This window comes from Halomonas sp. IOP_14, from assembly GCF_021021315.1.
In the GTDB taxonomy this organism is placed as follows: domain Bacteria; phylum Pseudomonadota; class Gammaproteobacteria; order Pseudomonadales; family Halomonadaceae; genus Vreelandella; species Vreelandella titanicae.
Genome location: NZ_JAINWD010000002.1, coordinates 318,568 through 331,919, shown reverse-complemented (window position 1 = coordinate 331,919; position 13,352 = coordinate 318,568). Strand labels below are relative to the sequence as shown.

Genomic DNA, 13,352 nt, shown 5'->3' with positions numbered 1-13,352 from the left:
AGGCGCTGCGCGCCATGCCTGGCGCACTACACATAGGGCAGCCTCAGGGGCTGCCCTCTTTAGTGCGATAAGTGAGGATACTGACTAGCAGGTTATTGCTTATGAAGCAGAGTTTCCAAGCTATCTGCCGTCAGAATCTGTACTACCCACTCGTCTAGCTGCGTGTCTGAAGCCAATGTCAGGCGCTGATCTGCCCAATCGGGCATCTCACCAAACTTCAAGGCGATTTGCTTACGTAACGTACCTTCCACTCCTTCATGACGCCCTTCTTGACGCCCTTCTTGACGCTCTTTTTCTCGCTCAAAGCGCTCAACAGTGTTGACATAAGGCATGTGTTTTTCCTCCTGTATGGCGTAAACCGCCTGGACAAACTCAGACTCCAGAGCTCTCGGCAGCTGGAGCATCCAGTCGATGATATTGAACAACCGCACAATCTGTTCACGGCTGTAGCCTCGTTCATACAGCAGCCGAATGAGAGCAATCTTGACATCCTTACGCGTTGCACCGTCCTTCAATCGCTTAGCGTAGATCTGGGCCATGACCACCAGCGCAAAGACGTTATCGCTTGCTTCGAGCTTCGTCCAGTTTGCTTCCCAATCCATCAGTTTAGCCGTGGGGAAGGTAAAGGTCAGCTCGCATCCCCAGCGCTGATAGCGAAAAGTGGTGGGCCGGAAGCTATCGCGGATATCTGCCAACACCGCCAAGCTCACCACATCCACCCCGTAGCGGTCACGTAGCCGGTACTGATAGGTGTACATTCGCTCAGAAAAAGCCTCCTCCGGCTCCCCCTGCACCTCAACATGGATCAGAACCCAAGTCTCGCTGCCGTCCTGTGCATAGACCTTGATCAGCTTATCGGCGTAACGCCTGCCACTGTTGGCACCCGCTGTGATCTGCTGTAACTCCTTATCGAGAAAGCTAAAGCCTTTCGACCAATCCACTTGTTCATGAATGGCTGGGAACAGCAGATCCAAAAATTCTTGGCAGTACCCATCAAGCGCCATTTTCCAAGGACTGTCGTGGTCAGCAGGCTGGGAGGTATCCGCTTCGCTCATGCAAACTCCTATTCCACTACTCAAATGCTAGCACAGTGGCGCCTAGCTAGCGCGATACCCCTTCATGCTATCTGCACATCAACAAAAAAAGAGCTCTACTGACTAGATGCCCTTACCTCAATCCTTCTTGGTAAGCTGCTCTCTTAACTGCTTGGGCACTTGCTTGATAATCAGGCGATCCTGAGTGGCGTCATACTCGATACTTGAGCCCAGCAGGTGCGAATCAAAGCTAATCGAAACGCCACCCGCTCGGCCGGTAAAGCGGCGGAACTGGCTCAAGGTGCGCTTATCGGGAGGGATCTCCGGCGAGAGCCCGTAATCGGCGTTGCGAATATGGTCGTAAAAGGCTTTCGGCTGCTGTTCGTCCACCAGCCCAGAAAGCTCTTCCAAGGTCATTGGCTCGCCACGGCGAAGCTGTTCATTGGCGTAGTCCACCAGCGTGTCGGTTTTTTCTCGGCTCACCTCGTCGTCGTAATCCTCTTTCTCGACGTAGTCGCTAAACGCTTTCAGCAGCGTGCGGGTTTCGGCCGGGGCATCGACGCCCTCTTCCATACCCAGCAATGTGACCAAATCCTCAGCGAGTTTTTTACCGCCGCGATCTTTGAGGAACGAGACATACTGGGCATTCGGTGCCTCGCTCTGCCATTGGGTAAGGTTGATACGCGCCGCCAGGGTAAGCTGGCTGGTGTTGAGCTGGGCAGCAGGCACCGCGTGGTGGTCATCATTAATGCCAATCCCTTCGCGCTGGTGCACCAATGCCATCAGCAGCGTTTCAGTATCACCCTGGCGCTGGTGGCTGAACACTAAGTAACCACTTACTGACAACTGCTCCTGAAGCTGCTTGGCGAGCCGTTCAGCCAGTTCAACAGAAAGCTCAGCAAAGCTTTTATCGCCCGCCAAATAGTCGCGCAACCACATGGCAAGCGGCCCTGCCTGTTCACCCTCTTCGGCAAAGCGCCCCCAGCCTTTGGGCTTGGTGTTGTAGGTGTCATTGAGCGCACCCACCAGGGTCGCCATCACTGAGTCGTCACTGGGCGCTGCCTGCTCTGATTGAGGCGCAGCGGTTAGGGTTAGGCGCTCACCGTCAAGCGTCGGATCGAGGCGGTGCACAATACTTTGCAGTAGTGGCATAAAGGTCTAATAGCTTCCAGTGTTTAAAAAAAGAGTCAGGGTTTGAGGCGGTAACCGGTACGGAAAATCCAGCCAATGGCGACCAGGCAGGCCGCGAGAAAGAGGGCAATCATGCCCACACTCGCGGCAAGGCTTACATCGCTGATACCGTAAAAGCTCCAGCGAAAGCCGCTCACCAGATACACCACGGGGTTTGCCAGGGTAATGGTTTGCCAAAACGGCGGCAGCATATCAATGGAGTAGAAGCTGCCACCCAAAAAGGTCAGCGGGGTAATCACAAGCAGAGGCACCAGCTGTAGCCGGTCAAAACCATCGGCCCAAATACCGATGATAAAACCCAGCAGACTAAAAGTGACTGCGGTTAGCACCAGAAACGTCAGCATCCAGAACGGATGGGCGATTTCCAGCGGTACAAACAAGCCCGAGGTAGCCAAAATAATCAGCCCCAGCAGAATCGATTTCGAGGCTGCCGCCCCCACGTAACCGATCACAATTTCTAAATGCGAGATAGGCGCCGACAGCAGCTCGTAAATACTGCCAGAAAACTTCGGAAAGAAGATGCCGAAAGAGGCGTTTGAGACGCTTTGGGTCAACAGCATCAACATAATCAGACCCGGTACAATAAAAGCGCCGTAACTAACGCCGTTGACCTCGCTGATGCGTGAGCCGATCGCGGCACCAAACACCACAAAATAGAGCGACGTGGAGATGACCGGCGAGACGATGCTTTGCAGCAACGTGCGGCGCGTACGCGCCATTTCCGCCATATAAATAGCGCGAACGGGATGCAGGTTCATGCTCGCTCCTTAACCAAATCAACAAAAATATCTTCAAGCGAGCTTTGCCGAGTATTCAGATCTTTAAAGGTGACACCCTCTCGCTCAAGTGCGGTCAATAGCTCCGAAATCGCGTGACCATCCTCTTCCTGGCTACCGTCGTAGGTATAGATCAGCTCATGCCCTTCAGCGGCCAGGCTTAGCTCAAAGCGCTGCAGGTTTGCAGGTATCTCTGTCAGCGGGCTGTGCAGGTTCAGGGTTAGCTGTTTGCTACCCAGTTTGCTCATTAACGCAGCTTTTTCTTCCACCAGCACCAGCTCACCGCGATTGATAACGCCGATGCGGTCGGCCATCTCTTCGGCTTCTTCGATGTAGTGGGTCGTCAAAATAATCGTCACGCCGTTATCGCGTAGCTGGCGCACCACTTCCCACATATCCCGGCGCAGTTCAACGTCGACCCCTGCGGTGGGCTCATCCAAAAACAGTATGCGCGGCTCGTGGGAAAGCGCTTTGGCGATTAGCACACGGCGCTTCATACCACCCGAGAGTGTCATCAAGCGGTTGTTGCGCTTATCCCAAAGCGCCAGCGACTTAAGCACTTTTTCGATATGCGCTGGATTGGGCGCTTTGCCAAACAGACCACGACTGAAACTGACGGTGTTCCAGACAGTTTCAAACGCTTCGTTGGTCAGCTCTTGGGGCACTAGCCCAATACGCTCACGGGCTTGACGGTATTGAGTAATATTATCGTACCCATCTACCAGCACATGACCAGCGGTGGGATTAACCAAGCCGCAGACCACGCTAATCAACGTGGTTTTACCTGCCCCATTGGGGCCAAGCAGGGCAAATATCTCGCCGCGCTGGATGGTTAAATCGATATGGGTTAACGCCTGAAAGCCACCCTCGTAGGTTTTGTTCAGGCCGTTAATAGTAATAATCGGGTCGTTCAAGGCGTACTCCTCACGTTGCGGTCGAATGACCGCAACGCTTGACGGCCTTATAGGCGCAATTAAGAGCGTTTGGTTAGGAAAAGTTAAGTGCGTTCGGTAATTTCCAGTAGATGGTAACCAAACTGGGTTTTCACTGGGCCGTGTACTTGGCCTACTTCGTCGTTGAAAACAACCTTATCGAACTCGGGTACCATCTGGCCGGGGCCAAAACTACCGAGATCACCACCTTGACGACTAGAGGGGCAACTGGAGTGCTCTTTAGCGACTTCAGCAAAGTCGCGGCCATTTTGAATTTCTTCTTTCAGTGCTAGGCACTGCTCTTCACTGCTGACCAAAATGTGGCGGGCGCTGGCGCGTGTCATAGGTTACTCCTAACTAATGATGTTCTGAGGGGTCATTCGGGGCGGTAGTTTACCACGGCTTACCCAGGGCTCCGCTATAACGCAATGCTTCGCCCACACGGGCCAAGGCGTGTTCGTGATCGCTTACCGACTCTGGCCCGCGAGTACAGGTGACAATCACCCAGGGCCCTTGTGTTGCAGTATCCGCGTTAGTGCGCTCGGCTATACCGGCATCGCAGCTACGCCGCTGCTGAGTGCCGGTTTTATGGGCGAAGCTTATACCGCTTCCCATACCCGCCTTAAGACGCTGTTTGCCGGAACGGGTTCGCTGCATAACCGCCAACAGCGTTTGCCGCTGCTCGTCATTTAAATCATTCATGGCACTGCCCTGTTGAACAGGGTGCAGGCTGGCGAGCAGGTCGCCAAAGGCGCTTAGGGTGCCCACATTTTCACCACTGGCTTCGTAAGCATCAAACGCATGGTCGTAATCAGGCTGGGTGAAGGTATCAGTGCTAACGCCTAGCACGCGGGCTAACGCCTGCCCGCGCTGACTCACCGAGTGCTGACGCAGGGCGATAAAATCCATCCCGCCAAGCTCCCGAGCGTCAGGGTGGAGTTCACCGTAAACGCCTTGGCGTACGCCGACCAGTTTAGAGATAGGGCCTATCTCATCAGGGTTACCACCGCTTGCGGCAATCATCGCACGGGCGCGTGCGTTAACTACCGCCAGCCCCACGCGGTCAATCAGCATATCGGTGGCGGTGTTATCGCTGACGGTAATCATCTGCTCCATCAAGTAACGGATAGAGATAGGCGTGCCAGGGTCGTGCCAATTAGTGGGGCCCGCGCCATCGACAAAGTCACTACGCGCAAGCGTTAACCGATCATCCAACGTCAGCGTACCTATCTGTCGCTCTGCAAGCACCTGCGCTGCCACCGGTATTTTAATCAGCGAGGCTAAATACCAAGAGTCATCGGCGCGCCATGAAAACGCTTCACCACTGGCGAGGTTTTGTACATAAACGCCCAGCTGCCCCTCAAAGATGTCTTCGATAGCCTTCAAGCGCGCGGTTAAATCGCCCTGCCAGGCGCTCTTTTTATCGACTTCATAGTACCAATGAGCATCGTACCAATTTGTATCGTACTCATCTGCATGAGCAGGGAGCGCTATAATCAGCGCTACTGCCACCAGCCCACGTTGTATCCAGTGTCGCAAATCATAACTCCAGCAGTTATTAATCGCTTTTAGCGGTGGTTAGCCATCCAACGGGTCAACCAAATCCACCCCGCAGCGCCAAGTATTAACAGCCCGCCTACGCCAAGCGCCTGTGGATAGGTGTACATTCCCTCGCCTTCCCACAAAAAGCGCAGCACTAAAAAGATCATCACAATATGGAAAATAAACGCTTTAAGGGCATCTGAACCGACCATCGTCAGCGGCAAAAGTGCCTTCGCGGCTTTGGCGCCACCGGCTAAAGCGAGGGCTAACAGCACTAGTGCACCACCCAAGCTAAACAGCATAAACTCAAGCCCTGGCGGGTGTTTGCCGACATTGTTGGCCACCGCCAGCATCGCCGCATGCACATCGCCACTGATAAACGCCAACGCATAAAACCCCGCCACCATCATCGTACCCAGGCTCAACAGAGTGAGTACTAAGCGGCGCCGTTTGGCGGAGTCGAAGTAGCAGCGCAGCAACGCTTCGCCGATGAGTAGGCCCACCAAAATCAACGGCGCGCGACTGATCTGCCCCCAGGTGTAATGGTCTTCATGATCTACCAGCAGCGCCTTCAGAATATCGTTGCCGCCAAACGTAAGGCTTTGCAGCCAAATAGTCAGTGCTGTTAATGCGCCAATGGTGGCAAGCCGACTCCAGAGCGGCGCCCGCGCCCAGAGCGGCAGAATCAACGGTACCCAAAGCAGCGCTATGGCGTAGAAGCCTAAGATTTCGACCCAAATGGCAAATCGGCCATAGAGCAACGCATCGACGATCTCGCTGGGCGAGTAGAACGGCAACATCTCAATGACAAGGAGCGCTTTGTACCAGAACCACACTTCTACAGCGCGCAGCCATAGCTTTAACCGGCGCTTAGGCCAGTCATCGCTTTGAGTGTGGGAAAGAAACGCCACCGCCAGGGCAATGCCAAACACCACAATAAACAGCGAAGAGGAGAATTTAGTCAGAAAATGAACCGGCACCATCCCCCAATCGGGTACATTGCGAATGCCGACTAACCCACTGACTGAATGGCTAATAATCATCAAGCCGATGGCTATACCACGGGCTAGGTCAATCGCCGCTATGCGGCCCTCGGCCTTGGGCAGTTGGGGCTTGTCTGTCCATTTTAAGGGCGACCAGTTCAGGGGCATCGAGACATCCTTGTGGGTAGCGTTCTCAAATTGTTAAGCGCGCCGATGCTTAACACCTTAGCGCGAAATTATATCGTGCGCTTTGGTTGATACTGTTAACGGCCACATACAAAGATGCCCCGCAGTTGGCGGGGCATCCTTCGACTCATCCTTGAGCCCGAGAAAAGTTATTCCTTAAAGATTGCAATTACCAGCCGGAATCATCCTCCTCTTCATCGGTGGCGGATACTTCTTGCTCCTCTTCCTCTTCTTCGTAAGTGAATTCTTGCTCTTCCTCTTCATACTCAGTGCCTACATCCGAACCTTTATCTTGCTCAGTGTCGTAGCTGTTGTAGGTACCTTGATCATCCTGCGTCGTTTCTTCTTGCGGGGTCGGTTCTTCGTACTCGTCACTGCTGTCCACTTGAGCAAACGCAAGTGGGCTGGCCAACAGGCCAAATGATACACCTAGGATGCCAAGTTTCTTGAGAGATTCCGTCTTCATCATGATACTGCTCCTATCAAACGTTGCTACTTAAACATCTGTGCGAGCATCGCACTGGGTTTAATGAGTAAGAGCGTCAGATCGTCCTACCTGTTCCACTCTTACCTACTGCATTGCAGTGCACGTGCCAGCCTGTGCCAATAGTTAACAAAAAGCATTGTTAAACAATTGCTTATATGTTTTAAACACACACCAACCCTTTGATTTTATTAATAAAAACTAGCCTTATACTGTTTAAAATAGACACATGATCCCCGGTTAATCATGCAATCGGGGCAACAAAGTGAAAGTGACTTACTCGTAAGCCATTTCTTCGAGCTCTTTCCCGCGCGTCTCTTTGACGAAGTAGATAACAAAGAAGACAGAGGCAACGGCACTGATCGCATAAAACCCGTAGGCCCCAAACAAGCCAATAGATGCCAGCATGATAGGGAAGGTCATGGTGATGCCGAAGTTGGCTAGCCATTGGAAAAGACCGGCAATCGCCAGCCCCGAGCCGCGCATTTGATTGGGGAACATTTCACCCAGCATGACCCACATCACCGGCCCCCACGAGGCGTTAAAAAACAGCACATAAAGGTTGGCGCACAGCAGCGCAAATACGCCCATATCACTCGATAACTGTAGGCTGCCATCCACCATCGTCGCTGTAGAAAACGCATAGGAGAGGCACGCCAGTGTCCCCGCCATGCCAACCGAACCACCCCAAAGCAGCGGTTTGCGTCCAATTTTGTCGATCAGCGCAATGGCGAGCAGGCAGGCACCAATACTCACGGCGCCAGAGATCACATTGATGAGTAGCGCATCGCCTTCGGAGAAACCCACTGACTGCCATAGCACTGCGCCATAGTAGAAAACGACGTTAATGCCCACCAACTGCTGGAAAACCGCCAAGCCAATACCCACCCAGACGATGCCATGTATCTTGCCCGTGGAACGGTTGATCACATCTTTCAACCGTGGCTTGTGATCTTGATCCAGAGTGGTATTAATTTCATCAATTTTGCTGCTGACATCACGCTCAGGCATTACTAACCCAAGCACACGGCGGGCTTCGCCCTGCTTACCGGTGCTGATCAGGTAGCGCGGGCTTTCAGGAATAAACAGCAATGCCACCAGGAAAACGGCAGCCGGTATCAGTTCAATCCAGAACATCCAACGCCAGGTCGCGAAGCCAAACCATAGTTCTGACATGGCCGAGCCCGCTACATAGGCCAAGACATAATTACTCAAAAATGCCATAAAAAGGCCAGAAATAATCGCCACCTGTTGAATAGTAGCTAAGCGTCCTCGGTAGGCCGATGGTGCTACCTCACTGATATAAGCCGGGGTCATGACACTGGCGGCGCCTACGGCAAGCCCACCGAGAATGCGATATATCACAAACTCCATAGAACTACCGGCAACGCCGGAGCCCCAGGCACTAATCAGGAAGAACACAGCAGCCACGATCAACAACGTACGGCGGCCAAAGCGATCCGCCAGGCGACCCGCAAAGAAAGCACCGATCGCGCAGCCCAGTAGCATCGACGCCACATTAAAGCCCGTGCCTGCGCTATCGGAGTTAAAAGAGGCCTGTAGGCCATCCACAGTGCCGTTGATCACGCCACTGTCGAAACCAAACAGGAAACCGCCGATGGCGGCAATACAACAGATCACCAAGATATACGATGAGCGGCTTAGCGTTCTTTGTGTTGTCATTGTCTAGCTCCTTGGATTTGTTATTGAGCGTTGTTTTGCGTATTGGTAGTTGGAAAAATTGAAAATCGTCAGTGATATAGGGAGCTTTCGTGACGGGTTGAAGGTTGCTGCAACGCGCCATCAGGCAACCGCTTTCCATCGGCATCAAACGCGTGGAGTTGGGCCTGCTGGGGAGTGATAAAAAGCGTATCGCCATGGCTAAGATCGACATCGCCAGAGAGACGGACGGTGAGCGGGCCGGTCTGCTCGCTATCTATATAGGCGAAAGAGTCAGCACCCAGCTTCTCGATGAATCGCACACGTCCTTTCCACTCGCCCTTCTCGCGGCTCACCTCTAGATGCTCGGGCCGTATGCCTAGAGTGGTGGCACCGTAAGCCGCCGCTAGTTCACCTTCGATCAAATTCATTTTCGGCGAGCCAATAAAACCAGCTACAAACAGCGTTTCGGGGCGTTGATAAAGCGCCATGGGCTTGCCCATTTGCTCAATCTGCCCAGCGTTCATTACCACAATGCAGTCGGCCAGGGTCATCGCCTCGACCTGATCGTGGGTGACATACACCATGGTGGTCTCGAGCCGTTGATGCAGTTCGGCCAACTCGACCCGCATGCGGTTGCGTAACGAAGCGTCCAGATTAGAGAGCGGCTCGTCGAAGAGAAATACACCGGGGCTGCGCACAATGGCGCGCCCTATGGCCACCCGCTGGCGCTGCCCACCGGATAACTCCGCGGGTTTACGCTCGAGCAGATCCTCAAGATTGAGCAAGCGCGCGGCCTCGGCCACTTTGGCTTCTCGCTCTTCGGTGGGCACTTTTGCCAGCCGCATGCCGAAGTCGATATTGCGGGCGACCGTCATGTGCGGATAAAGCGCGTAAGACTGAAAGACCATGGCAATGTCCCGGTCACTCGGCTCGGCGGTGGTAACGTCTTCGCCGCCGATAGTGATCGTGCCCTGAGTCACGGTCTCCAGGCCTGCAATCATACGCAGCAAGGTGGATTTTCCGCAGCCAGAAGGCCCAACCAGCACGGTGAAAGAGCCATCTTCGATATGCAGATTTAAATCAGGGATTACCGTGGTTTTGCCATGAAACGTCTTTTCAATATCGCGTAGTGTTACTTCAGCCATGAGCTTATCTCGTCTCTGAAAGAGGGGCACGGCGATAGCAAAACGCCTGGAAATCGGCGGGGGTGCCGCGTCCACTAATGTCGTGGGCGGCCATGCCTAGAAAATTGCCGGTGAAATAGCCGTGGGCACGACCACTGCCTTCGTCGGAAAGCAGGCCAGCATCTAATGCTGGCCCAATCGATTGCCAGGGCTGACCTCCCTGGGCATAGCGAAAGCGCAGTTCCCGGGCGTGGATATCCAGCCCAAGCCGAATCGTGGCATCAGGTTCAATGCGGATGCCTTGTTCGGCGATACTCAAGTTGCCGTTCGGCCAATCATCCAGGCAACTGATAATGCTAAGCACCTTGTCGCCTGCATCGTTCAAGGTCACCGCTAAATAATGGAACTTGAAGCGGTTGTAGTAGGCGATAAGCCCGGCAAACTGCTGAATATCCTCGGGTTCAAAGGTGAGTGTCGTTTCGGCACTGCAGTGGATGCTGTCCTGACGGCGCGCCACTAGCGCCTGCTCAAACCAGGAACCTACCGATTCACGGCCAAAAAGACGTAAGTAGCCAGGCCGTTCAGTGAGCGAAAACAGCCGTTCCGGATAGGGGGTACGCAGCCACTGAAACGCCTCGGGCAGCGTTGCTGATTTGAAATCGTAGTGCTCTGCATGAGCAGGCAGCTTCTGCGTCACCCCACTCATCGTCACCTCTAACGCTGGTACATTGCCCTCATCAGCGAGCCGTAGCCAGCCATCTTCGCCCCACTCCACGCGCTGAATAGCGGTCTCGCGCCCCATCGGCGATAGCCGGGTGCCTGTCAGAGGTCTACTGCATAAATGCACCAGATAAGTGTCACCTTCAGGGGAGTCGACCAAGTCTGCATGGCCAGCCCGCTGTAGCGAGTTTTCAGGATCATCTCGACTCGTCAGAAGTGGATTGTTGGGATGTACCTCGTAAGGGCCTGTCAGCGTTTTGGAACGCGCCATGGTCACCGCATGCTGGTAACCCGTGCCGCCCTCGGCCACCAAGAGGTGGTACCAACCATCGCGCCAGTAGAGATGCGAACCTTCTGTAAGCTTCATTTCGGTACCGGCGAAAATATTGGTGATATCGCCCACCAAGCGGCGTTGCTCAGGATCGTACTGTTGCAGCACTATTCCGCCGAAACGATCCCGCCCTTCGCGCTGGCGATAATCCCACTGCAGGTTGATCAACCACTTTCGGCCATCGGAATCGTGAAACAGTGAAGGGTCAAAGCCACTTGAATTCAGGTAGACCGGATCGCTCCAGGGCCCCTCGATACGCGGCGCTGTCACCACGTAATTATGTCCATCCTTGAAGTTCCCCTCATAACGTTTCATGTCGGTATAAACCAGCCAGAACAGCCCGTCGGCGTAGCTTAAGCAGGGCGCCCAGATGCCGCATGAGTCCGGATTGCCGCGCATATCTAGTTGGCTGGCACGGCTCAAGGGCCGTGTGACCAGCGTCCAGTTAGCCAAATCGCGGGAGTGATGAATCTGAACGCCTGGGTACCACTCAAAGGTCGATGTGGCCAAGTAGTAGTCGTCGCCTACCCGACAAATAGAGGGGTCAGGATTGAACCCGGCCAGAATCGGGTTATGAATAACATCGTTCATTATGGATCCTCCTTTATCCCTTAACCGAGCCGCCGGTCAGGCCAGCCACGATGTACTTCTGGGCGGCGAGAAAGAAGATAACCGCCGGAATGATGGTCAAGGTCACGAAGGCCAGAATCATGTTCCACTGGGTAAGGTACTCCCCTTGGAACTGCATCATGCCCAGTGGCCAGGTATAGATAGAGCGGTCGTTGAGCACCACTAGCGGCAGTAGGAAGTTGTTCCAGCTCTGCACAAAGACAAACACGCCCACCGTAGCCAGAATGGGGGTCGAGAGCGGCAGTGTGAACGACCAGAAGAAGCGTAAATAGCTACACCCATCGACGTAGGCCGCTTCAAAAAGCTCTTTGGGTAGTTGGTCGAAGAAAGCCTTAAAGAGCAGGATGGCTAACGACAAACCAAACGCTGTCTGGGGCAGAATCACCGCCCAATAGGTATCCAGCAGGCCCAAATCCCGCACCTTGATAAACAGCGGCAGAATGGCCGCCGCAAAGGGAAACATCAGGCCGAGCAGCAGATAGGAGAGGATCATCTTGGCGCCGAAGAAGCGGATCTGCGAAAACACATAAGCCGCTGCGGCCCCCACCACCAGGGTTAAAAACACCGTCATTAACGAGATGAAGAAAGAGTTACCCAAATAGCGCCAGAAATTGCCGTCCAGAAGGATGCCGATGTAATTGCCGGCATCCCAACTATCGGGCAGCCACAGCGGATTGGTGCGCAGCTCAGAATTGCCCTTAAAGCCACCGAAGAACGCCGCTAACAGGGGGCCGATCACCACGCTCGCCACCACGATCAGAATGATCACGCGCAGGGTGTTACGGGTAGTGATACTTTTCATGCCTTACTCCCCTTGCCAGTGGTACGTTGGTAGAAGAAGGCAATTCCGATAGCGAGCACAAACAGCACAACCGCAGCGGCGCTACCAAAGCCAATATTGAGCCGTGAGAGACCGAAGCTGTACAGGTAGGTAACGATGGTATGAGTCGAGTTAGAGGGGCCGCCGTTGGTCATCGGGATAATAATGTCGAAAATCTGTAGCGAACCGATAATGGCAAAGAAACCACTCACCACGATGGCATGCTTAATCAGCGGGATTTGTACAAAAAGCGCCACTTGGCGGGGTTTAGCCCCTTCAAGCTTGGCGGCTTCAACCAGATCCTTGGGAACGCCCTGCAGGGCGGCAATGTAGATCATCATATGGAAACCAAAGTACTTCCAAACGATCACGGTCATAATCGCCGGAAACGCCCACTGGTGGTCGGCCAGTACATATACCGACTCCTGGCCCATGGCATGCAACAGCGAACTGGTAATGCCGTAGTCGCCGTCAAAAACAAAGCTCCAGATGAGCCCCGCGGCCACTTCCGCCAAGATGTAGGGCAGGAAAAACACCAGCCTAAACAGAGTATTGGTGGGCGTTTTACGGTACACCAACAGTGCTAACCCCAGTGCCAGGGGCATCTGAATCAGTAGTGATACCAGTATCAGTTTGGCGGTATTCCACAGCGCGGTATGAAACACCGAGTGATCAAGCAGGCGCTGATAATTTTGCGAGCCGACAAAGTCACTGGGCGCACCGTAGCCATTCCAGGAGAAACCGCTGTAATAGACGGCATCCGCTAGTGGCAGAATGACGAACAGCGAAAAAAGGATTAACGCCGGTGGAAGCAGGATCAATAGCGCGGTGAATTTACCGCTCACCAAGCCTTTCTTCACCCGGTCAGCATTCCCTCTCCGCGGCACGGCGGTTCGGTCAAGCGTGGTCATGGCAAACTCCGAGGCAGAGCATGGAT

Annotated in this window: 13 protein-coding genes; all 13 read right to left on the bottom strand. The window is 53.9% G+C overall.

Annotation, left to right across the window (positions count from 1 at the left end):
* Window positions 1-92: 92 nt before the first annotated feature.
* The 13 genes from K7H09_RS03110 to K7H09_RS03050 all read right to left on the bottom strand — a co-directional run bounded on the left by K7H09_RS03110 (window position 93) and on the right by K7H09_RS03050 (window position 13,326).
* The gene (locus tag K7H09_RS03110) at window positions 93-1,055 is read right to left on the bottom strand and encodes a hypothetical protein (protein ID WP_022521956.1); all 963 of its coding nucleotides are present in this window, start codon (window positions 1,053-1,055) and stop codon (window positions 93-95) included.
* 117 nt (window positions 1,056-1,172) lie between these two features.
* On the bottom strand, window positions 1,173-2,186 hold the full coding sequence (locus K7H09_RS03105) for a nucleoid-associated protein (RefSeq protein WP_230803520.1): 1,014 nt from the start codon (window positions 2,184-2,186) through the stop codon (window positions 1,173-1,175).
* A 35-nt stretch (window positions 2,187-2,221) separates the two neighbouring features.
* Window positions 2,222-2,983: an ABC transporter permease gene (locus tag K7H09_RS03100; RefSeq protein ID WP_133733238.1), complete on the bottom strand. Its 762-nt coding sequence runs from the start codon at window positions 2,981-2,983 to the stop codon at window positions 2,222-2,224.
* A complete protein-coding gene (locus tag K7H09_RS03095; RefSeq protein ID WP_230803518.1) occupies window positions 2,980-3,915 on the bottom strand; it encodes an ABC transporter ATP-binding protein in 936 nt (311 codons plus the stop codon). Before K7H09_RS03095 ends, K7H09_RS03100 begins: the two co-directional genes overlap by 4 nt.
* A gap of 83 nt (window positions 3,916-3,998) precedes the next feature.
* A complete protein-coding gene (locus tag K7H09_RS03090; protein WP_007112840.1) occupies window positions 3,999-4,277 on the bottom strand; it encodes a peptidylprolyl isomerase in 279 nt (92 codons plus the stop codon).
* 49 nt (window positions 4,278-4,326) lie between these two features.
* Entirely contained in the window at window positions 4,327-5,472 is a 1,146-nt protein-coding gene (locus K7H09_RS03085; RefSeq protein ID WP_230803517.1) for a serine hydrolase, read from the bottom strand.
* Window positions 5,473-5,501: 29 nt separating this feature from the next.
* The gene (locus K7H09_RS03080) at window positions 5,502-6,626 is read right to left on the bottom strand and encodes a heparan-alpha-glucosaminide N-acetyltransferase domain-containing protein (RefSeq protein ID WP_230803515.1); all 1,125 of its coding nucleotides are present in this window, start codon (window positions 6,624-6,626) and stop codon (window positions 5,502-5,504) included.
* A gap of 187 nt (window positions 6,627-6,813) precedes the next feature.
* Window positions 6,814-7,113, bottom strand: coding sequence for a hypothetical protein (locus K7H09_RS03075; RefSeq protein ID WP_442908113.1), 300 nt, complete (start codon window positions 7,111-7,113; stop codon window positions 6,814-6,816).
* 291 nt (window positions 7,114-7,404) lie between these two features.
* Window positions 7,405-8,811 (bottom strand): sugar porter family MFS transporter, encoded by a 1,407-nt coding sequence (locus K7H09_RS03070; protein WP_009287519.1) that lies wholly within the window; start codon window positions 8,809-8,811, stop codon window positions 7,405-7,407.
* A gap of 68 nt (window positions 8,812-8,879) precedes the next feature.
* Window positions 8,880-9,935, bottom strand: coding sequence for an ABC transporter ATP-binding protein (locus tag K7H09_RS03065; protein ID WP_159177357.1), 1,056 nt, complete (start codon window positions 9,933-9,935; stop codon window positions 8,880-8,882).
* Window positions 9,936-9,939: 4 nt separating this feature from the next.
* The gene (locus tag K7H09_RS03060) at window positions 9,940-11,556 is read right to left on the bottom strand and encodes a glycoside hydrolase family 43 protein (protein WP_230803512.1); all 1,617 of its coding nucleotides are present in this window, start codon (window positions 11,554-11,556) and stop codon (window positions 9,940-9,942) included.
* A 13-nt stretch (window positions 11,557-11,569) separates the two neighbouring features.
* Complete coding sequence (locus tag K7H09_RS03055) at window positions 11,570-12,397, bottom strand: carbohydrate ABC transporter permease (protein ID WP_008959441.1); 828 nt, start codon at window positions 12,395-12,397, stop codon at window positions 11,570-11,572.
* Window positions 12,394-13,326, bottom strand: coding sequence for a carbohydrate ABC transporter permease (locus K7H09_RS03050; RefSeq protein ID WP_009287517.1), 933 nt, complete (start codon window positions 13,324-13,326; stop codon window positions 12,394-12,396). The genes K7H09_RS03055 and K7H09_RS03050 overlap by 4 nt, the downstream gene beginning before the upstream one ends.
* Window positions 13,327-13,352: the final 26 nt, after the last annotated feature.

Bases quoted from the DNA above. Each gene is read 5' to 3' on its own strand.
- K7H09_RS03050 (WP_009287517.1), bottom strand. From the start codon at position 13,326: ATGACCACGCTTGACCGAACCGCCGTGCCGCGGAGAGGGAATGCTGAC.
- K7H09_RS03055 (WP_008959441.1), bottom strand. From the start codon at position 12,397: ATGAAAAGTATCACTACCCGTAACACCCTGCGCGTGATCATTCTGATC.
- K7H09_RS03065 (WP_159177357.1), bottom strand. From the start codon at position 9,935: ATGGCTGAAGTAACACTACGCGATATTGAAAAGACGTTTCATGGCAAA.
- K7H09_RS03070 (WP_009287519.1), bottom strand. From the start codon at position 8,811: ATGACAACACAAAGAACGCTAAGCCGCTCATCGTATATCTTGGTGATC.
- K7H09_RS03075 (WP_442908113.1), bottom strand. From the start codon at position 7,113: ATGATGAAGACGGAATCTCTCAAGAAACTTGGCATCCTAGGTGTATCA.
- K7H09_RS03060 (WP_230803512.1), bottom strand. From the start codon at position 11,556: ATGAACGATGTTATTCATAACCCGATTCTGGCCGGGTTCAATCCTGAC.
- K7H09_RS03080 (WP_230803515.1), bottom strand. From the start codon at position 6,626: ATGCCCCTGAACTGGTCGCCCTTAAAATGGACAGACAAGCCCCAACTG.
- K7H09_RS03105 (WP_230803520.1), bottom strand. From the start codon at position 2,186: ATGCCACTACTGCAAAGTATTGTGCACCGCCTCGATCCGACGCTTGAC.
- K7H09_RS03110 (WP_022521956.1), bottom strand. From the start codon at position 1,055: ATGAGCGAAGCGGATACCTCCCAGCCTGCTGACCACGACAGTCCTTGG.
- K7H09_RS03100 (WP_133733238.1), bottom strand. From the start codon at position 2,983: ATGAACCTGCATCCCGTTCGCGCTATTTATATGGCGGAAATGGCGCGT.
- K7H09_RS03090 (WP_007112840.1), bottom strand. From the start codon at position 4,277: ATGACACGCGCCAGCGCCCGCCACATTTTGGTCAGCAGTGAAGAGCAG.